The sequence below is a fragment of the Paenibacillus uliginis N3/975 genome (assembly GCF_900177425.1).
Classification (GTDB): domain Bacteria; phylum Bacillota; class Bacilli; order Paenibacillales; family Paenibacillaceae; genus Paenibacillus_AQ; species Paenibacillus_AQ uliginis.
This window is the reverse complement of record NZ_LT840184.1, coordinates 1,809,807-1,828,590: the sequence shown is the minus strand read 5'-3', so window position 1 is coordinate 1,828,590 and position 18,784 is coordinate 1,809,807. Positions and strand designations below refer to the sequence as shown.

The 18,784-nt window shown below is 45.0% G+C and carries 20 protein-coding genes and 1 pseudogene; 4 read left to right on the top strand and 17 right to left on the bottom strand.

The window, feature by feature from the left end:
• Positions 1 to 130: 130 nt before the first annotated feature.
• The 5 genes and pseudogenes from B9N86_RS30200 to B9N86_RS08570 form a co-directional block, all read right to left on the bottom strand.
• Positions 131 to 379 (bottom strand): SGNH/GDSL hydrolase family protein, encoded by a 249-nt coding sequence (locus tag B9N86_RS30200; protein ID WP_244563012.1) that lies wholly within the window; start codon positions 377 to 379, stop codon positions 131 to 133.
• A pseudogene (locus B9N86_RS30195) lies at positions 370 to 688 on the bottom strand (acyltransferase family protein); the annotation flags it as partial. The pseudogene B9N86_RS30195 and the gene B9N86_RS30200, both read right to left, overlap by 10 nt.
• A 93-nt stretch (positions 689 to 781) precedes the next feature.
• A complete protein-coding gene (rsiV, locus tag B9N86_RS08580; protein WP_208918642.1) occupies positions 782 to 1,642 on the bottom strand; it encodes an anti-sigma-V factor RsiV in 861 nt (286 codons plus the stop codon).
• A gap of 13 nt (positions 1,643 to 1,655) precedes the next feature.
• Positions 1,656 to 2,147: an RNA polymerase sigma factor SigV gene (locus tag B9N86_RS08575; protein WP_208918641.1), complete on the bottom strand. Its 492-nt coding sequence runs from the start codon at positions 2,145 to 2,147 to the stop codon at positions 1,656 to 1,658.
• A 224-nt stretch (positions 2,148 to 2,371) separates the two neighbouring features.
• A complete protein-coding gene (locus tag B9N86_RS08570; protein ID WP_208918640.1) occupies positions 2,372 to 2,953 on the bottom strand; it encodes a hypothetical protein in 582 nt (193 codons plus the stop codon).
• Between the two features lie 430 nt (positions 2,954 to 3,383).
• Here B9N86_RS08570 and B9N86_RS08565 point away from each other — a divergent pair, with 430 nt between their 5' ends.
• A complete protein-coding gene (locus B9N86_RS08565) occupies positions 3,384 to 3,674 on the top strand; it encodes a DUF4850 domain-containing protein (protein WP_208918639.1) in 291 nt (96 codons plus the stop codon).
• A gap of 23 nt (positions 3,675 to 3,697) precedes the next feature.
• Here B9N86_RS08565 and B9N86_RS08560 read toward each other — a convergent pair whose 3' ends face one another.
• Positions 3,698 to 4,939 (bottom strand): serine hydroxymethyltransferase, encoded by a 1,242-nt coding sequence (locus B9N86_RS08560; RefSeq protein WP_208918638.1) that lies wholly within the window; start codon positions 4,937 to 4,939, stop codon positions 3,698 to 3,700.
• 209 nt (positions 4,940 to 5,148) lie between these two features.
• Between B9N86_RS08560 and pdxR (B9N86_RS08555) the strand changes: the two genes are divergently transcribed.
• The gene (pdxR, locus tag B9N86_RS08555) at positions 5,149 to 6,579 is read left to right on the top strand and encodes a MocR-like pyridoxine biosynthesis transcription factor PdxR (protein ID WP_208920172.1); all 1,431 of its coding nucleotides are present in this window, start codon (positions 5,149 to 5,151) and stop codon (positions 6,577 to 6,579) included.
• A 48-nt stretch (positions 6,580 to 6,627) separates the two neighbouring features.
• Here the strand turns inward: pdxR (B9N86_RS08555) and B9N86_RS08550 are convergent, their stop codons facing one another.
• From B9N86_RS08550 to B9N86_RS08530, 5 genes are all read right to left on the bottom strand, one after another.
• A complete protein-coding gene (locus B9N86_RS08550) occupies positions 6,628 to 7,842 on the bottom strand; it encodes an acetylornithine transaminase (protein ID WP_208920171.1) in 1,215 nt (404 codons plus the stop codon).
• A gap of 74 nt (positions 7,843 to 7,916) precedes the next feature.
• Entirely contained in the window at positions 7,917 to 8,798 is an 882-nt protein-coding gene (pdxS, locus tag B9N86_RS08545) for a pyridoxal 5'-phosphate synthase lyase subunit PdxS (protein ID WP_208918637.1), read from the bottom strand.
• A gap of 14 nt (positions 8,799 to 8,812) precedes the next feature.
• Positions 8,813 to 10,039 (bottom strand): benzoate/H(+) symporter BenE family transporter, encoded by a 1,227-nt coding sequence (locus tag B9N86_RS08540; protein ID WP_208918636.1) that lies wholly within the window; start codon positions 10,037 to 10,039, stop codon positions 8,813 to 8,815.
• A 21-nt stretch (positions 10,040 to 10,060) separates the two neighbouring features.
• Entirely contained in the window at positions 10,061 to 10,804 is a 744-nt protein-coding gene (locus B9N86_RS08535) for a YggS family pyridoxal phosphate-dependent enzyme (protein WP_208918635.1), read from the bottom strand.
• Complete coding sequence (locus B9N86_RS08530) at positions 10,792 to 10,986, bottom strand: hypothetical protein (RefSeq protein ID WP_208921017.1); 195 nt, start codon at positions 10,984 to 10,986, stop codon at positions 10,792 to 10,794. The genes B9N86_RS08535 and B9N86_RS08530 overlap by 13 nt, the downstream gene beginning before the upstream one ends.
• Before the next feature lie 212 nt (positions 10,987 to 11,198).
• Between B9N86_RS08530 and pdxR (B9N86_RS08525) the strand changes: the two genes are divergently transcribed.
• Together pdxR (B9N86_RS08525) and B9N86_RS08520 are read left to right on the top strand one after the other, a co-directional pair.
• Positions 11,199 to 12,626, top strand: coding sequence for a MocR-like pyridoxine biosynthesis transcription factor PdxR (gene pdxR, locus B9N86_RS08525; RefSeq protein WP_208918634.1), 1,428 nt, complete (start codon positions 11,199 to 11,201; stop codon positions 12,624 to 12,626).
• Between the two features lie 74 nt (positions 12,627 to 12,700).
• The gene (locus B9N86_RS08520; protein ID WP_208918633.1) at positions 12,701 to 13,216 is read left to right on the top strand and encodes a zinc-binding dehydrogenase; all 516 of its coding nucleotides are present in this window, start codon (positions 12,701 to 12,703) and stop codon (positions 13,214 to 13,216) included.
• A 165-nt stretch (positions 13,217 to 13,381) separates the two neighbouring features.
• Here the strand turns inward: B9N86_RS08520 and B9N86_RS08515 are convergent, their stop codons facing one another.
• The 6 genes from B9N86_RS08515 to B9N86_RS08490 form a co-directional block, all read right to left on the bottom strand.
• Positions 13,382 to 14,479, bottom strand: coding sequence for an alpha/beta fold hydrolase (locus B9N86_RS08515; RefSeq protein ID WP_208918632.1), 1,098 nt, complete (start codon positions 14,477 to 14,479; stop codon positions 13,382 to 13,384).
• A complete protein-coding gene (locus B9N86_RS08510; RefSeq protein ID WP_208918631.1) occupies positions 14,476 to 15,069 on the bottom strand; it encodes a TetR/AcrR family transcriptional regulator in 594 nt (197 codons plus the stop codon). The genes B9N86_RS08515 and B9N86_RS08510 overlap by 4 nt, the downstream gene beginning before the upstream one ends.
• Before the next feature lie 223 nt (positions 15,070 to 15,292).
• Complete coding sequence (locus B9N86_RS08505; RefSeq protein ID WP_208918630.1) at positions 15,293 to 16,138, bottom strand: sulfurtransferase; 846 nt, start codon at positions 16,136 to 16,138, stop codon at positions 15,293 to 15,295.
• Positions 16,139 to 16,163: 25 nt separating this feature from the next.
• The gene (locus B9N86_RS08500; protein WP_208918629.1) at positions 16,164 to 16,937 is read right to left on the bottom strand and encodes an ABC transporter ATP-binding protein; all 774 of its coding nucleotides are present in this window, start codon (positions 16,935 to 16,937) and stop codon (positions 16,164 to 16,166) included.
• Between the two features lie 21 nt (positions 16,938 to 16,958).
• Positions 16,959 to 17,963: an ABC transporter substrate-binding protein gene (locus B9N86_RS08495; RefSeq protein WP_208918628.1), complete on the bottom strand. Its 1,005-nt coding sequence runs from the start codon at positions 17,961 to 17,963 to the stop codon at positions 16,959 to 16,961.
• A 41-nt stretch (positions 17,964 to 18,004) separates the two neighbouring features.
• Complete coding sequence (locus B9N86_RS08490) at positions 18,005 to 18,781, bottom strand: ABC transporter permease (RefSeq protein ID WP_208918627.1); 777 nt, start codon at positions 18,779 to 18,781, stop codon at positions 18,005 to 18,007.
• Positions 18,782 to 18,784: the final 3 nt, after the last annotated feature.

Here is an 18,784-nt window from a genome sequence, read left to right as displayed (position 1 = left end):
TTTTCTGACTATTGGACAAGCATATACAATGGCACTGCTAATTAGTAAGAGCAAGACAAAAAGTGGCGGCCAGTAAAAGCGATCCGCCGCAGAAGCTCTCGTCGTATTAGCTTTTGTCATTCGTTCTTTGTTAAGGCTTAATTGCCTCTGCCACCAGTGCAGCATATACCTTCGCACCTTCTTCGCCAAGATGTACGCCGTCCCTTGAGAAATATGAATCTTTGTCGGAACTAGCCATGTACCAGTCAACAAGCGTCACGTTGGAGAACTGTTTCGCTGTCTCCGCCAAGGTCGAGTTAACGTCGTGTTCCCACGGACGCGGCACGCGAATGTTTACGGACAGAATTTGCTGAACGTTTTCTAGCGAATCCAGCAGCATAAAGAGTGTCTTCTCCGCAGTGGTTTCCAACCCAATACTGTGCCCAATCGGCTTACGGGATGGGCGAGAACCGCTACGACTACAGCTGTGGCGACGGATAAAAGCACGAAAACCCGCTCCTCCGATGCAATCAAGGATCAGGCGTGCTCGCGGCGCAGCCTTTACTGTGAGCTGGCGACTTGGCCAAACCATGGCGAGCGCTGCGCCAATGAGCAAGGCAAACGCTCTCGTATCCGTGCCGTAATAAACCCGGCTCGGATCGCTGCCCGGCTCGTAAATCAGCGCCATCGCGAGCGCCGACAAAAGCGCGAGTGAGAGAGTCAACCCGAGAAGCCGTCTCCGATAGTAATCATACGATACCGTAGGCCCGATTATCGTACTCCCTATGCTCCTTTCCGAATTTTATTTTATATATTCATTACTGACTAATGCATCGGCAATCACATCGGTCGGTATAACAAATTCCACAACACCCATATACCCCGGAGCGACTTCGTATTTATCAAAAGAGATGACAAGCTTGCCTTCATTGTTAATGTAGAAGGTCTGATCTTTAGCAATGGTTTTAAAGCCTCCCTCATCGTCTATCCAATAAGTCTTATCGGAGTCTTGTTTCATCTGCTGTCTCATCTGTTCCTTAATATTTTCACTGATCATGGTGATATAGCTATCATCTTTAAATATACTTGGCAACGTAATTAAAAGTTGATTTTTCTTGTCAACCGTGTCGTATTTAAATGTTGTCGAGGAGGAACCTACCGTATTGACAACATATCTGCCCACAACAAGGATCTGATCATTATCGGTTTTGATGACATAATCGCTTTTAACGCCTGTGTGCCCCCCGCCATTTTTCTTTAATTCCTCCATTTCTTCTTTAAAACTGTTATACAGCTCTTTATTTTCCTCAAGGTATTTGTCATTTAGGGAGGCTTCTAGAGTTTTATTGTCCATGTTCGTAATGGCAGGAACTTTTATATCGGCTTGGGCATTTCCATCATCTACTTTAAATTCAGTAAAAGTCAGAACCTTAACAAGCGAACCAACCACGGGCACATCTGATAAAGCTTGTGCAAAAGCGGGACTGGTATTTATCCCTGTTATAAACAGAATAGCTGCTACCCCCACGACACCGAGACTCTTCATGATACTCACATGTTTTTTCTTTTTATGTTTGAGTGCTTTCTTCACCACAAAATCCAATTCATCAGGGATGGGTATATCCTTATACTTTCGTTTCATTTGTTCCAACTGCTCGCTCATGTTTCTTGGCCTCCTATAAAGTTTCGTTGCTCATTTGAATTCGAAGTATGCGAAGCGCCTTATACAATCTTGATTTTACGGTACTCACGTTTTCGTTAAGCACTTCCGCAATTTCTTCAATTTTCATATCTTCAAAATATCTAAGTATAATCACAGTCCGAAAAGCATAGGGTAATTCCTCCAGAGCTTTTTCCAGATCAATGTCTTGATAGACATCTTCATTTGAGGGGAGGTGTAATTCCAACGTCTTATCGTCTACAAGTTGAATCCTCTTTTGTTTTCTTAGGAAATCGAGTGATGTATTCATCACGATCCTGTAAAACCAGCTTTTCATCGCCCCTTCGGATTTTAAGGTTTCTGAAGATAACAAAGCCTTATGGATGGAATCCTGGACAATATCCAATGCGTTTTCAGCATTCTTTACATAACTGAAAGCAAAACGATACATATCCTCCTTGTTTCCCGCAATAAAATGAATAAGTTTTTTGTCTAACTTGTTATTCATAGAAAAACTCTCCTTTGATACGCGCGCATCATTCTCATGCCATTTCATATGTAAGACGTGTGAGTTACCTAAAAAGTCTATTTTCGTTAAAGGGAACTTTTGTCACCAACTGAATTGCAGATGTTTTTACTTCACACGCCTTGTCCAGCCTATTGGTTATCGGCACTAAATAAGAAAAACTCGATGCCCAATAGGGAAATCGAGTTTTGTGATGTTAAAATTTATTATTTTACAGTAGCCTCGTTGTCCGCAAAAACGACCTTAAGTTTATTTTCTTGCCAAGATAAGACAAGATGGTCTACGTATCCGCCGTTTCCTCCTTGAGGGGCCGTAACAATGATATCGTCAACTTTGTCACCCGTATAGTCGCCAATTATCAAGTTAGGCTCCCTCCCGAGTTCCCCGTACAAAGTACCCTCCGTGTCTTTGTTTACCCAATCATATTTTGAATACTTATGTTTTTTTCCATCTTGCACTATGATCGATAAATCGCTGGCATACGCATCCATTTTTCCATCAATCATTTCTTTTGTACCAACCAATATGATTTTGTCAGCAACAGAATCGCCATTAACATCTGAAATTTTGTAATCAAGTACATACGTATTTTCCTTTAATTTAAGTTCGGGTACTATAATTTTTTGACCCAATTTCAATTTTGGAAGTGCTTTATTCGTTTGTTGTGTTGCCCCTTTTGGGACCGTGGTTGCTTGTTTTGCTAGCGATACTTGAGGCGTATAGATTGCCGCTGCACAAATGAAACCTGCCGCCAAAAGAGTAATTTTCTTTACATATTGTTTCTTCATTTTAAAAACCTCCAGTTGTATTTTTTGCTTGCCTTATATAGGTAAGACGTACGAGGTACCCCAAAAAGTTTATTTTTACAATTCACGAGGGCAGAAAAAATCTCAAGTTTGTTAAAAACACAACGCTGCTATCAAATGAACATTAAAAAGATGACTCCTGAAGAATCCAGAAGTCACCCATACAGCATCTTAACTATCCAGAGTACCTTATTAGAGACATCTTCCCCCCTCTCTCTCGATATACGTTTTTGGTTCGGATACCATCTTTGATGGGCAACCGTCCATACAACGCAGAGGAGCGCCTTCCTGCGCATTTTCTTTGCGGAAATGCCGAAGTAAGAGACTTAGACGCACTCCGAGTCTGCCAGCCACTTCAAAATGTCCATATCATGACAGCTCTTTTGCAAAAAGGCGCTTTATAGGTGCCTGTATGAAATATTCCGACACTGCAGGATCTTGTCAAGGCTGTGCCATTAGCAGCATAGGCACCTATTTTCCTGACCGGGCGGAGTGGGCTAACAAGCAAGGTTTTACTGTGTTTGAGCCGCTGTCATTTACAGAATGGAATCAGCCGGGAACAGCAGGACAAGACGTCAAAACAGCAACCCTCACGACTGTTACCAAGAAAGGTTATAATAACAAAGGAGTTATCTATTACCATGAAGACACCGAAGGGCATTTGTTCCGTAAATATGTAAGTCATCGATCCCCACTCCTGTAATGAACCGAATTACTATCAAACTATTAAAGTCCTTCATATAAAGGAAACTGAGACGTAATCTCACGTACACTTCCCAATATCTGTTCTTTAATAGTTGGGCTATTGGGATTTTTTAATGCAAGTACAATAAGATGGGCAATTTCTTTCATCTCTTTAGGCCCTAATCCTCTCGCCGTCATAGCGGGTGAACCGAAGCGAATGCCGCTCGTTACAAGCGGGCTTGCCGTATCATGAGGAATGGAGTTTTTATTAGCTGTAATCCCCACTTCATCCAGTATTTTTTCAGCTTCTTTACCGGTAAGTCCAATATTTCGCAAATCAAGCAGTACAATATGGTTGTCTGTTCCTCCAGAAACAACGGTTAACCCTTCATTTATTAAGGTTTCCGCCAATACTTTGGCGTTCTCAAGAACTTTTTCAATATATGTTTTAAAATCCGGTTGCAACGCCTCACCTAGTGCAACTGCTTTTGCTGCAATGACATGCATAAGCGGGCCGCCTTGTGATCCGGGGAATATCGCTTTATCAATCGCTTGCGCCCATGATTTGCGGCACATGATGGCACCACCTCTTGGTCCTCGCAATGTTTTATGCGTTGTCGTAGTAACAAAGTGCGCGTGTGGTAACGGATTGGGATGCAATCCCGCTGCAACAATTCCCGCAATATGAGCCATATCCACAAAGAAAAGGGCTCCGACTTCAGCCGCAATTTGTGCAAACAACTCAAATTCAATCGTCCGTGGATAGGCACTGGCACCAGCAACAATCATGCGTGGACGATGCTTATGAGCAAGTTTGCGTACATTGTCGAAGTCAATGCGGCCCGTTTGTTCATCTACGCCATAAGGTACAAAGTTATAGAGTTTACCCGAAAAATTAACCGGACTGCCGTGCGTAAGGTGGCCTCCATGGGATAAATTCATGCCCAATATCGTATCACCGGTCTCGACTGAGGCAAAATAGACCGCCATATTAGCCTGCGCACCGGAGTGCGGCTGCACGTTTGCATGCTCGGCACCAAAAAGCTCCTTGATACGTTGAATGGCAAGTTCCTCAACGACATCTACATAGGCACAGCCCCCATAGTATCTTCTTCCTGGATATCCTTCAGCGTACTTGTTTGTCAATATAGTACCCGTTGCTTCCATTACGGCCTGACTGACAAAATTCTCCGATGCAATCAGTTCTATTTTATCCCGCTGTCGTCCAAGCTCTTGCCTAATAGCGTTGGCCACTACTTTGTCTTGCTGTTCTAAATTAATCATGAGAATCTTCCTTTCTGTCTCCTTATTAGTTGTCCAATACTCGCTATACGATAAAATGGGTACGTTAATTTCACTTTTGTATCATTGCTATCTTGTTGCAAAGGCTACTTTCATCATGTTAGTATATCAATTAATGGAATGCCCCTAAATATCCATAAATCAATGATTTAAACAATCCATATTTAAAAGTACACTTGGAGGTGAAACGAATGCTAAAGGTTAACCGTGACGACGAACGCCCAATATGGCAACAATTGCTGGACCAAGCTATTCATAATATCACAACCGGAAAATGGCCTCCGGGCGAATTGCTACTGCCATCTCGCGAACTCGCTCTATTGGTTGGTGTCTCTCGCTCAACCATACAGATTGTTTACGAAGAATTATTCAGTCGCGGTTACACCGTTACATCTCGGCGCGGCGGAACAAGGGTAAGTGATTGGACCTACATGACTAGTTTTACGAAGGATGTTAAACCTCAAGGCCCTGTCACTCCCGAGTTACCTTTATTAAACGCTGCAGTCGGCCATTTGCAGAGCTGGTTTAGAGGCAAAGATTACCGAAGTGTGGAAATCGATTTTAGCCCGCACGAACCTTATTTGGATGAACATTTTCAAAAAAATTGGAGGCAATCGTTTCTACAAGCTTCCACAGAAACAGACCTAGCCAGTTGGGCTTACGGCAACGCCTACGGTTTCGTACCGCTGCGAGAACAGATTCAGCGTTATTTGTCACTTGAGCGAGGCATTCACGTGCATATCGATCAAATCATATTAACTTCGGGCGCACAGCATAGCATAGATTTGATCGCCCAAGCACTTTTAAGTGAAGGAGAAACGGTTTCTGTTGAGGATCCCGGCTTCCCCGCTGCCTGGATGACGATGAAGTATCGGCGGATGAATGTTGTTCCCGTCCCTGTCGACGAATACGGACTACAAGTAGAGCATATTCATCCACAATCCAAACTAGCCTATGTTACGCCTTCGCACCAGTGCGCAGTAGGAGTGATCATGTCGGAACCGCGTAGGCAGCAATTAATGCACATGGCCGCTCAACATCAATTCTGGATTGTTGAGGACGACTATGATAGCGAGTTTCGATATCGCGGCGACCCGCTCCCAACTTTGTTCAGCCAGCAACCTCAGAATACGTTGTATATGATGAGTTTTTCCAAAATGATTGCTCCTGGTATTCGTATATCGGCGATCATTGGCCCAAAAGAGGCCATTCGTCAGCTTGCTCAAGTCCACGAGTTAACTTATCGCCATCTTCCGATTATGGAGCAATTAACGCTTGCTCATTTTATCGAACACGGTCATTTCATGCGCCATATGAGAAGAGTCAGAAATGTATATCGGCGCAGACACGAAGCCATGACGAAGGCCATCCTTGCGACCGGTCTAGGTGAACGCTTCAAACTAAGCGGCGTAGAAACAGGATTGCATATGCTTCTTGAAGCTGAAGACAACTTTGACGAAGAAGCCGTGACGAACCAAGCGCTCGAAAGAGGAATCCGTGTTTATCCACTCAGCACTTATTGTTTGGAAAGCGATCGAAAAGGATGGGTACTGGGCTTTGCTAAAGTAGATGAGGCAGCAATTAAAGAAGGCATTTATCGTCTTGCGGAGATGCTTTTATAATACAAGCATCCCTGCTTATTTATCTTTATTGTCGGTCTCCCTTTTGAATTAATAAACTTGTGCTGCTTTCCATTTGCTCAGCACATGACATAGAATTTCGATTGCTTTATCCATTTCATCATGGGTTACGTACAAGCTTGGCATGAACCGTATAACGTGGGTTCCACCCTGCAGCACAAGTAGCCCGCTCTGATGTAATTCCTGAATGAATGGCGCAACAGGCTCATCAAACTCAATGCCAATGAGTAGTCCTAACCCTCGAACAGCTCGAATGACAGGATAGTCTTGCAGATCATTTCTCAGCCTGTCTAAGGCATACGCCCCTGTTTTTTTAGCTCGTTCAAACAGCCCGTCCTCGATCAGTGTTTCAATTGTCGCCAGCCCAGCTGCCATGGGAAGAGGAGAACCACCAAACGTAGATGCATGGCTCCCGGCTGAAAAGGCATCCTTGAGTTTTTCCATTCCAAGCATGGCCCCGATCGGCAAACCGCTAGCCAGTCCCTTTGCTAGTGTGATGATATCCGGTTCGATTCCATAATGCTCGTAAGCAAACATGTTCCCCGTTCTTCCTATTCCGGTCTGTATTTCATCGACGATAAGAAGAATTCCTTTTTCTCTGCATAAATCAGATAGAGCAAGGACGAATGATGGCTCTGCAAGATGAACACCACTTTCTCCTTGCACCAGCTCCAGCATAATGGCAGCTGTTTTCTGCGTAATCCTATTTCTAACACTCTGAATATCATTAAATCGAGCATGAACAAAACCTTCCGGAAGTGGAAGATAACCATCCTTTACTTTCTTTTGCCCCGTTGCTGTCAAAGTTGCCAGTGTGCGGCCATGGAACGATTGTTCGAACGTAATGATCTCATATCTCCCATTCTCCAGCACGCGTTGGTGATACCTACGCGCGCATTTAATTGCCGCTTCATTTGCTTCTGCACCGCTATTACAGAAAAAGACGAGATCCGCACAGCTGATTTCTACAAGTTTTTCGGCGAAGTCTTCCTGCGCTTTGGTATGGAACAAATTGGACACATGCCATAATTGCTCTAGTTGCTCCTGAATTCGCATTTTTACCTTTTCAGGAACGTGGCCCAAATTACAAACAGCAAGGCCGCTCATAAAATCCAAATAGGTCTTTCCTTCATCGTCCCACAGTGTCGTTTTTTTCCCCTTAACTATGGTGACTGGATATTTATTGTAGGTCGGAAATAAATAACTTTTTTTCAACGAAACCACCACCTTCCGCCATTGTTGCATACACACGTTATTCGGCTTCATTTCCCATTGCAATTGAAAACCGATTCATCTTTTATTGTATTTCTTCAGTCCTATTACTGACCGCGCTCCTGCATCCGTTCATGCTCCCGCAGGCTCGATATTTCAATACCTTTCATAGGTGTTCCTAAATTTTTGGATACTGCTGCAATTAATGCATAATCCTCATAGTGTGTTGTGGCTTCAACAATCGCATGCGCAAATTTTTCGGGACTATCCGATTTGAAAATGCCCGATCCTACAAAGACGCCATCAGCGCCAAGGTGCATCATTAAAGCTGCGTCAGATGGTGTAGCTACCCCGCCTGCAGCAAAGTTGACTACCGGCAGCTTACCGGATTCATGAACCTGCAGCAGCAGATCATATGGTACACCAAGCTGCTTGGCTTCGTTGTACAGCTCATCCTTCGACAGGCCTTGTACCTTGCGGATTTGACCGTTGATCAGTCGAAGGTGGCGTACTGCCTCAACAATGTTGCCTGTACCCGGTTCGCCCTTCGTACGCAACATCGCAGCGCCCTCTTGAATACGGCGAAGCGCCTCGCCAAGATCCTTTGCTCCGCAGACGAAAGGAATCGTGAATTCGTTTTTGCTGATATGGAAAACCTCATCTGCAGGCGTCAACACTTCACTTTCATCGATATAATCTATGCCTAGCGATTCGAGTACTTTTGCTTCCACATAGTGGCCGATGCGGGCTTTCGCCATCACCGGAATCGATACAACCTTCATGACCTCTTCCACAATGGTTGGATCAGCCATACGGGCTACACCGCCAGCTGCCCGAATATCAGATGGCACACGCTCCAGTGCCATAACGGCCGTTGCTCCGGCTGCTTCCGCTACCTTGGCTTGCTCAGCGTTCATCACGTCCATGATGACACCACCTTTTTGCATTTCCGCCATGCCTCTTTTGACCCGCTCTGTACCTGTATTCATTTTCATGCCTCCTTTTATTTCTCCCCAGTTAGTTGAACGACACTCGCACTGTCTTGCTTTTTACCAAATTTACCATGCATCAATATATGTGCCGCCAAGCCTGCGACAAGCCCCCAGAGTGCGCCCCCGACTCCAAGTAAGGTTACATTTGCTGCTGTTGCCAAAAACGTAATCAGTGCTGTTTCGCGGCCCTTCGGATCTGTTAATGCATTGGCGAGGCTTCCGCCAATTGTGCCGAGTAACGCCAGTCCCGCTAACGTGGCGATGAAGGTAGCAGGGAGGATCAGGAAAAGCGCAGCCAATGTCACACCAAATATGCCAACAGTAATGTAAAAGATGCCACAGGCAATGCCTGCAATATAACGTTTTTTCGAATCCTCGTGTGCGTCTTTTCCTGTACAAATCGCCGCAGTAATGGCTGCTACATTAAAGGGAGATGAGCCGAAGGGTGCTGTAAGGAGCGAGCCTAAACCCGTTACGGTCAAAATCGGATTCGCGCTTGTCTTAAATCCGTCATTTCGCAACACAAGCATTCCAGGCATATATTGTCCCGTCAATGTAATGATAAACAACGGCAATGCAACGCCCAATAAAGCATGAAACGAAAACTCCGGATAGACAAATACCGGTGAAGCGAACGCCAATTCAATATTGCTGAAATCTGTTTTCCCCATGCTAATCAAATAAATAAGTCCGATTAACAAAATGCCGACGATCGCATACCGGGAGGTAAACCTTCTTAAAATGATATAGGCAGCAAACAGGACCACTACAAGCAATGGGTCAACTTTCGCGCCACCAAAGGCCGAGATGCCAAACTGCAATAAAATGCCTGCCAGAAGCCCAGAAGCAATGCCTGGAGGAATAAGCCGAACGAAACGTTCGAACATTCCTGATAACCCCAAAATAATAAATCCTAAAGCAGAGATGATATAGGCGCCAATCGCTTCCGGATAGGGAGTTACCGCTAGCGCGGAAACGAGAAACGCCACGCCTGGCGTCGACCAAGCGGTAATGATCGGTTCACGGTATCGGTAGCTTAGCCATATACCGGTTACGCCCACACCAATGGATATCGACCATATCCATGAAGCGGTCATTTCGGGACTCAAACCAGCTACTTTTGCTGCCTGAAACACGAGAATAAAGGTACCCCCATAGTTGACAATGACAGATATTAAAGCTGCGATGGTGGGCGATATCAAATCGCGGCCACGAAGTGATGATGACGTTGTGTTCATAAATACTCTCCTGCCTCTCCCCTAATCATCCTGGTGGGCGTGTTCGTTCCAGTAATACCCGTCCGGTAAATAACGTTGACCAAATACGCTTGTCCCAACTCTTATGATGGTAGCTCCTTCCTCGATGGCCACCTTAAAATCCCCGGACATGCCCATCGAAAGAATATCCATTTCTACACGCGGAAATTTCTCTTCCATAATTTGTGATTGAATTTGTTTTAATAATCGGAAGCAATGCCGGGTCTCTTCTTTCGTTGCATTCAGTTTCCCAATCGTCATCAAACCTTTAACGTTCAACGTTTCAAACTGAGACAATTGTTCTACCAACGCCAATGCCGATTCTGGAGAAACACCGAATTTGCTTTCTTCGTAGGACGTATTGATTTGCACCAAAATATCCATGGTCCTGTTCTCTTTGACGAGCTGATGATGCAACGCCTGCCCCAATTTCAAACGGTCTACCGAATGAATGAGCGTAACATATCTGACAACGTCCTTTACTTTATTCGTTTGCAGATGGCCGATAAAATGCCATTCCACTTGGTTGTACTGCTGCATAAGTGGAAATTTGTCCCGAAGTTCTTGCGCTTTGTTTTCACCAAATAATACCTCGCCCGCTTGAATGGCAATTTGTAATTTCTCAAGCGGTACGGTTTTTGTCGCCAACAACAATTTCACATCTTCTATCTTGCGCCCTGAAGCTTGGCAGGCTAATTTCATCTGCTGCTTTACGGTTTCGAGATTTTCTTCGACTAGATGGCCCATGTTCTCCCCTCTTTCTGCTCTTTATCCGCGTTTGTTAGCACGCTTATTTTTAGATCAATTCTTAGCCAAAAGCGACCTCTCGAACACAGCCCCGATAATTTTGTGACCTCCACATCCTCTGCGTTTGTCAGCTGCTGTAATCCAAAATCACTAATGGGATCTGACACCAAAATTTTAAACATCTTCTTCCTCCTCTATGTCTAACTTGTACGATATTCAAGTTGTGATCTTGTACGGTAGAGGATACCAAGTTTTATCAACATTGCATGTATCGAGAACACTATGCTAGTATAACAACGGATGGATTGCTCATGAACATCCATAAACGCCCTCTTTTAGCAATCCAAAATAGATGAACAGTTTCATTCCAACATGTAAAGGGGGAGTGGATCAATTGATGAAAGTAAACCGCACTGACAAAAGGCCAATGTGGCAACAATTGCTTGATCAAGCTATCGATCATATTACGAGAGGAATTTGGAAGCCCGGTGATTTCCTGACCCCTTCCCGGGAACTCGCTCAGCAGTTAGGAGTCTCCCGTTCAACCGTGCAAATTGTTTATGAGGAACTGCATAGCCGTGGCTATACAGTGACGTCACGCCGTGGGGGAACACGTATAAATGATTGGAATCAGTTCACGGGTCAACAAAAAGAAGGTGCTGTCCCCCCTGTTCAGCCACCGCTCCCTGTGCTGTCTCCATCAGTCGATCTATCGCAACATTGGTTCAGAAGCAAAGATAACCCTGAAACAGTCATTGATTTTAGCCCATACCAACCTTATTTGGACATACAGTTTCAAAAAGCTTGGCGCAAATCGTATCTGAATGCCTCTTCGGAATTAGACTTATCCACTTGGTCATACAGCGATGCTTATGGCTTCGAGCCTTTGCGCAAACAAATTCAGCGTCACTTGTCGCTTGAACGGGGAATTCACGTAGAAACGAATCAAATTTTGCTGACATCGGGGGCCCAACATAGTATTGATCTCATCGCGCAAGCGCTATTGACCAAAGGAGATACCGTTTCGGTCGAAGATCCTGGTTTTCCCATTGCTTGGATGACTATGAAATACCGACAAATGAAGATTGCCCCTATCCCTATTGATGAACATGGGCTTGTCGTGGAGAAAGTACCTTCTGAAGCTAAACTTATCTTTGTTACCCCCTCTCATCAATGCGCGGTTGGTGTGATCTTATCAGAACCACGGAGGCAGCAGCTTTTGCATAAAGCCGCGCAGCAACGAGCATGGATTGTCGAAGATGACTATGACAGCGAATTTCGATACCGCGGCGATCCCGTGCCTAGTTTATTTAGCCAAATCCCACAAAATTGTCTATATTTAATGAGCTTCTCTAAATTGACTGCGCCAGGCATCCGAATATCCGCTGTTATTGGACCTGAGGAAGCCATTGCTCAACTGGCGCGCGTTCAAGCGTTCACCTATCGTCATCTTCCCGTCATGGAACAAGTGACATTGGCGCATTTCATCGAGCACGGCTATTTTATGCGCCATATGAGAAGAGCAAGAAATATCTACCGGCGCAGGCACGAGATTATACAAAAGGCTATTGTGACAAGTGGCCTAGGGGACAAGTTTACATTGAGAGGCATTGAAACCGGTCTGCATGTGTTACTGGAGGCTGACGAATCTTTTGACGAGAATACAATGACCCTTCGAGCACTTCAAGGCGGCGTTCGTGTCCATCAACTCCATTCCTACTGTTTAGAGAGTAAACGAAAAGGGTGGGTATTAGGATTCGCAAAGGTGGATGAGGCACTCATTGGAGAAGGGATATATCGACTTGCTGAAACGGTTTTATAAATTCATCATGGCTTCGACGTGATGAATTTCGCATGTGGTGAATGCGCGTCTTGTCGTAGAGGGCTGTACAACGTTTGCGAAAAATTCAATGTCTCAAAGCGGCCGGAGCGACTCGGATAATCGCGGTGGATATTTCGGCAGAACGTAGAGAGAAAGCTATGAGTTTGGGTGCGACCCATACCGTTAATCCGCTAGAGCAGAATACGGCGGCATTCGTTCGTGAATTAACTGGAAGCGGAGCGGACATATGCTTTGAAGTGGCTGGAGTGGAACCAACGCTCGCCAGTGCGGTCGATAGCGTCAAAGTCGACGGTCAGGTTATTATCGTAAGCTTATGGGAGAAGAATCCTGCTGTCGCTCTGAATTCAGTCGTCTTTAAAGAGGTTAATATAAAAGGAACCATATGCTATCGCAATGTTTTTCCAGCGGTTATCGATATGATTGCCAGTGGCACGCTCCAGTCCGAAAAGCTCATTACAAGCAAGATTAAAGTGGATGATATCATTGAAAAGGGCTTTGAAGCATTACTTAACAATAAGAACGAAATAAAAATATTGGTCAGCTCAAAAGCGAAAGCCAGTATATTTTAAGCCAAAGAGCGCCTGCCTGCACAAGGCGGAGCTCTTTGGCTTTTTGACCTGCCAATATGATAATAAGCCCACTTCAATACACTTTCGCCATTTCGTGAAATTGCATGGATATTGACCGCGACAATAAGCGCATCCGCCTGTATTAACGGAGCACCGTGCAGAGACTCACTTGGCCGTCGCCATAACATTCGTTCGCTCCAAAATATCAAATAACGCTTCGTTGAATTTCTCCTTACGGTCAAGCATGGCAATATGACCCGCATCCGGAATGGAGTAAAACAGCTTGAGCGGCGCATTTATTGTTGAAAAGAATTCCTGTGCCAACGGATAAGGTGTTTGCCAGTCCTGCTCGCCATGTATATAAAAGACAGGTATTTCAAATGTAGCGCCCATAGACGACAGATCGAATGATTCCATTAAATATTTCCAAATATGACGCTGTCCGTCGCCAAATGCACCGGAGATGAAAAAATATCTCATATCCTTGAGAGTATAAAATGGTGAACATAAAGCATTGATGATAAGCTCTGTTGTTGGACCAGCCGATAACTTATATTTTCTTTGAAATTTTCGAACCTTCGTAAGTTTCCTGATCATTTCGTCATCGAATGCGAGCGGAGGGTAAGGTTTCAAATGAAGAAGAGCCCGATAATCGTTGTCGTTTCCCGCTTCTTTCGCCGATTCCAGTACTTTTTCATAGCCGACGCGCTCATTGTCAATCATATTGACAACCTGCCCAACGCCGATATAAGCCTGCACAAGCTCCGGATATTTTTTACTGAACAAGCTACCTAGCACCGAGCCCCATGAATGTCCCAAAATAATAATCTTCTCTTTGTTATACTTTTTTTTCAAATATTCCACAATTTCATAAGTATCCTGAACGATACGGTCAACCGTCGTTGTTGGCGTAACTTGTTTCGGATCATTATTGAAATAGGTTTTGCCGCTGTTTCTTTGATCCCAATGTACGACCGTGACACGCTTCTCCCACGGTATTTGAAACTCTTGGGCAAACGGCAGTATAGGCTCTCCCGGGCCGCCGTGTAAAAACAGCATCACAGGATTGTCAATGTCCTCTCCCCGATGATGCAAATATTGCGAAATGCCGCCGATGGTTACGAATTCTCTACAATCAATGCCATTACTCATGGGAGTAATCCGAATTTGATTTGCCTTCTTCTTTTTCTTGTACTGGACAAACAGAACCAAGCAAACCATTAATATAAGCAATCCGCCTAAAACTATCAATAAAACGATCATTGTTTGGCTCCTTCCGCCATGTAGTCGGCAATGGAATGGACAAGTATATCCAAGGCCTTCTCTCTTCCCCGCTCACCAAAAGGCATATCTGTCGAACCAATAAAATGGAGCGCATTCATTAAATAGGCAAGCACATCCATCTCGCATCCCGATTCGTCAATGCCGCAAAGCGACAGCGTCCTACTAAAATAGTCGTTTGATTTTGATGCTTCCCAGTCTGCCGCCTCATCTGGAAGCTTACGAAGCAGATACTCTATATCCGATGGAGAAACGTAAAGTACAATGCTGTCCGCTGCCAGATAGATTTCCTTCAATGCCTTTACAAGCCTTTCTTTCAATTTTATTTTTTCGGACAAAACGGACTCGACTCTCTCAAACATTCTTTTCTCGCTCTTTTTGATAATCGTATAGAGAAGTTCTTCTTTGGAATTGTAGTACGAGTAAAAGGAACCTTTACCGATATTTGTCGCAATGGTGATATCCTCCACAGTAACCCGCTTTATGCCTTTTTTGCGAATCAGTTCAATGCCTTTTGTATGCATCGCTTCTCTCACCATTTCTTTTTCATGTTCGGTGACAATCTTAGGCATAATCCCCCTCCTTTTATTGACTATAAATTCATTATACAGTCAATAAAAATATATTAACCTCTTTTTCTGCTTCTTACAAGATGTTTTTAGATTACGATTTAGGAATTGTGGGAGGGTATGTTGACTCCCTGTTGACTCGGAATACTCAAGAGTACAATGTACGGAGGGTACACCGCCATATCCCCCAAAAAAAGAACCCGCGTCCAACGCGGGCTCTTCAGCTTTACTCATTTTCAGTTGCCACCGGATTCTCCGGATAACTAATCCAATCACTCCAGCTTCCAGCATATAACTTTACATTGCTATATCCCGCTTCCTGCAATGCCAAGACATTAGGGCAAGCGGACAAACCGGAACCACAGTACACGATGACTTCACGGTCTGGATCGACACCAGTAAACCGCTCATGCTGCGCTTCTGGCGATTTCAAGCGTCCATGCTCCTGAATACCATCCTTCCAAAAGGCATGAATGGCTCCCGGTATGTGACCGGCTACCGGATCCAATGGCGCGGATTCGCCTGTATATTGCTTCTTATTCCTTGAATCAATAAGAGTAACCTCCCCTCTACTGTCCAGAGCTGCTCTTACATCGTTCACATCTGCCAGCAGTTCGGGGTACAGTTCCACTTCAAAGTTCCGGGGTGTTACTTCAGTGTCCTCCGCGGTCAAAGGAAGTCCGACAGCAGCCCAGCCCTTGAATCCTCCATCCAAAATGTAAGCCTGCTCATGTCCAAGATACCTTAATATCCACCACAATCGGGCAGCCTCTGGCCTTAAGTCATCATCATAAATGACTACGGGAGTGCTCCGGTCGATGCCGAGACTTCCGAATGTTGTTGCAAGCCGCTGCGGATCAGGAAGCGGACTTCGGCCGCCATGCTTACCTGGATGGTCTGTCAGATCCTTTTTCAAATCGACAAACACAGCTCCCGGCAGATGCTGCATTGTATATGAACTTATACCGTACTCCGCATCTCCCGGTTGAAACCTGACGTCCGCTATAACGAGCTGACCATTTCCTGACTGAATCCGTTCAAGCACCCACTCCTGACTGACCAGATTGGACATCGGCCTCACCTCCTGTCACCTTTTCCTAAATGGTAAACTCCAAATCTTCCTCGGTTTTCACATCATAAATAGCAGAGTATATGTCATTCTGGATCTTTAGGAGACCAGCATCATCAAGCTTGCGCGGACGGGCAAGAGTAATATTGAAAATGCGGTGAATACGTCCAGGTCGCGGTGACAGCAGCACAATCCGATCTGCAAGAAAGACCGCTTCTGAGACATCATGCGTGACGAACACCACCGTCTTCTGTTCCTCCTCCCAGATCCTCAGCAGATCACTCTGAAGCTGCAGCCTCGTAAGATGATCTACAGCACCAAACGGTTCATCCATTAACAGCACTTCAGGGTTACCGACAAGGGCTCTGGCAATGCCTGCACGCTGTTTCATTCCACCGGACAGTTGGTGAGGATACTTGGCACCAAAGCCTAGCAAGCCAACCATCTCTAAATATTTATCAACACGTTCCTTACGCTCAGCTTTACCAACACCCGCAAACTCAAGCCCAAGACCTACATTTTGATCAACTGTACGCCACGGGTAGAGAGAAGGGTCTTGAAAGACGACGCCTAATTTACGGTCAGGTCCCTTCAACCACTCTTCGTCTAGCAATATACTTCCCTCAGATGGTCTTTGAAGTCCCGCAAGCAGCTCTAGCAGTGTACTTTTCCCGCAGCCGCTCGGACCCAGAATGCAGAGGAACTCACCATCTTCCACGGTCAGATTGATGTCCTTCAGCGTTACTGTTGGTACGGCTCCGTCATAGACTTTGGACACGTTATGCACGGTGAAACCAGCCATGTGGATCCCTCCCAAGCGGTATTATTTTTGTGGTATAAATCGCAAGTCCAAAATACTCTCCACGTCATATATTTCATCCTGGAATCCTAATTCCTTCTGGATCTTTTGTGTATCTTTCAACGCATCAACATTTACATCGGGATTATTCTCCCACAGAACGTCTTCACGCTTTAAAGACTGATCAAGTACATCCGGATCGATATCTATATTTTTCAGATAATATTCCTTAAATTCCTCCGGATGGCTCTTCGCATATTCCTGCGATTTGAAGTAAGCACGAATCAGTTTCTCCACCAATTCCGGTTGGTCTTGTAAAATCCCTTGCCGGGCGGCAAGAACACCTGTATGAAACGTCGGCAAGTAATCCCAACCCGTGGCAATAATTTTGCCCTTGCCTTCCTTCTCTACCAACGAAGCGAACGGTTCGTGGATAATGGTGGCATCTACCTGTCCTGTTTCCAAACTTGCATAAGCCGCTTGGTGTGTACTGTTAGCAACCAGCGTAACATCATCGGCATTTATTCCGTGCTTCTCCAGAATTACTCTTGTATACACTTCAAGACCGCTTCCAAAGACGGCAACCCCGACTTTCTTCCCTTTCAGGTCCTCAACCCGATCAATTCCAGGCGATGTAATTAGATAGAACGGGCCTTTTGTACGGAACATAGAAGACACAATCTTGATCGGTGCCCCCTTTCCTGCGGCTACGATTGCTGTGGTCGTGGCTACATCCACCACATCGATATCTTTACTCGTCAAGCCTGCAATCGGATCTTTGGTGCTAATGAATTCAACGTCCAGCCCTTCTTCTTTAAAAAACCCTTTTTCTGCACCGAACGACACAGCCAGCCCACTTACACCGCTAAGCGGCGCATAACGGATCTTCTCTAGCTTCTGCTCCACTGACCCATTGGAAGACGGATTAGCCGTATTCGAATCGGCATTGCCTGCGCATCCTGCGAGCAGTGAGAGAAGCATGACTGATATAGTAATTGTAATGAAAAGACGATTTCTCTTTCTATTCATGCGACATTCCCCCTGCCAAATTTGATTCTCCGTTCTTCTATTTAAGAGGACTTCCATTTCATAAAAACTTTACGTTCAAGCAGATCTATCAGTGCGATGAGCAGCACAGATACGAGTGTTACCAATACAACAATGCCAAAGGCCTGTGCCGTATTATATAGAGACGTAGCCTTCACCAAAATATTACCAAGACCGTCTTTCGAAGCCAGCATTTCACCGAACAGCGCCCCGACAAGACCGGTTGCAGCCGAAATTCGAAGGCCAGCGAATATCGTCGGCGCGGCCGAAGGCAAAATCACCTTCATAATAGTCTGATAGCGGCTGGCTTCAAATACCCGGGCAACTTTCATATGCTGATCTGCTGTTTGTTTAATCCCCGTGATCGTATTTATCGCAATCGTAAAGAAACAGAATAAAAAGACAATCGAGATTTTATGGATCACACCAATGCCAAGCCAGAGCGCCAGCAGAGGAACAATCGTTACCTTAGGAATCGCCATCAGCGCGGATAAATACGGACGAAAGAATTTTTCAGCCCAAGGCACAAGCACCAAAAACATGCCAACAGCTATTCCCGTAATGACGGAGACACCGTAACCGACCACAAATTCACCCAGTGTAACGTAGATATGTTTATAGATTTCACTATCAAGAAACAGCTCTAACATTTCTTTAATTACCTGAGTTGGTGCCGGCAGATAGAGGCTGCTAACCACTTCCGTTCGAACCAGCAATTCACAGAGGGCAATAAGGATTAATAAGAGTACAAGCTGACCAGCAAGAATTCCTCGGTACTTCCCTGATGTCTGTGTACCCATATG

Coding starts and splice junctions, on each gene's coding strand:
- B9N86_RS30200 (WP_244563012.1), bottom strand. CDS start 379: ATGCTGCTGGATTCGCTAGAAAACGTTCAGCAAATTCTGTCCGTAAAC.
- rsiV (WP_208918642.1), bottom strand. CDS start 1,642: ATGAGCGAGCAGTTGGAACAAATGAAACGAAAGTATAAGGATATACCC.
- B9N86_RS08575 (WP_208918641.1), bottom strand. CDS start 2,147: ATGAATAACAAGTTAGACAAAAAACTTATTCATTTTATTGCGGGAAAC.
- B9N86_RS08570 (WP_208918640.1), bottom strand. CDS start 2,953: ATGAAGAAACAATATGTAAAGAAAATTACTCTTTTGGCGGCAGGTTTC.
- B9N86_RS08565 (WP_208918639.1), top strand. CDS start 3,384: ATGAAATATTCCGACACTGCAGGATCTTGTCAAGGCTGTGCCATTAGC.
- B9N86_RS08560 (WP_208918638.1), bottom strand. CDS start 4,939: ATGATTAATTTAGAACAGCAAGACAAAGTAGTGGCCAACGCTATTAGG.
- pdxR (WP_208920172.1), top strand. CDS start 5,149: ATGCTAAAGGTTAACCGTGACGACGAACGCCCAATATGGCAACAATTG.
- B9N86_RS08550 (WP_208920171.1), bottom strand. CDS start 7,842: ATGCAACAATGGCGGAAGGTGGTGGTTTCGTTGAAAAAAAGTTATTTA.
- pdxS (WP_208918637.1), bottom strand. CDS start 8,798: ATGAATACAGGTACAGAGCGGGTCAAAAGAGGCATGGCGGAAATGCAA.
- B9N86_RS08540 (WP_208918636.1), bottom strand. CDS start 10,039: ATGAACACAACGTCATCATCACTTCGTGGCCGCGATTTGATATCGCCC.
- B9N86_RS08535 (WP_208918635.1), bottom strand. CDS start 10,804: ATGGGCCATCTAGTCGAAGAAAATCTCGAAACCGTAAAGCAGCAGATG.
- B9N86_RS08530 (WP_208921017.1), bottom strand. CDS start 10,986: ATGTTTAAAATTTTGGTGTCAGATCCCATTAGTGATTTTGGATTACAG.
- B9N86_RS08515 (WP_208918632.1), bottom strand. CDS start 14,479: ATGATCGTTTTATTGATAGTTTTAGGCGGATTGCTTATATTAATGGTT.
- B9N86_RS08510 (WP_208918631.1), bottom strand. CDS start 15,069: ATGCCTAAGATTGTCACCGAACATGAAAAAGAAATGGTGAGAGAAGCG.
- B9N86_RS08505 (WP_208918630.1), bottom strand. CDS start 16,138: ATGTCCAATCTGGTCAGTCAGGAGTGGGTGCTTGAACGGATTCAGTCA.
- B9N86_RS08500 (WP_208918629.1), bottom strand. CDS start 16,937: ATGGCTGGTTTCACCGTGCATAACGTGTCCAAAGTCTATGACGGAGCC.
- B9N86_RS08495 (WP_208918628.1), bottom strand. CDS start 17,963: ATGAATAGAAAGAGAAATCGTCTTTTCATTACAATTACTATATCAGTC.
- B9N86_RS08490 (WP_208918627.1), bottom strand. CDS start 18,781: ATGGGTACACAGACATCAGGGAAGTACCGAGGAATTCTTGCTGGTCAG.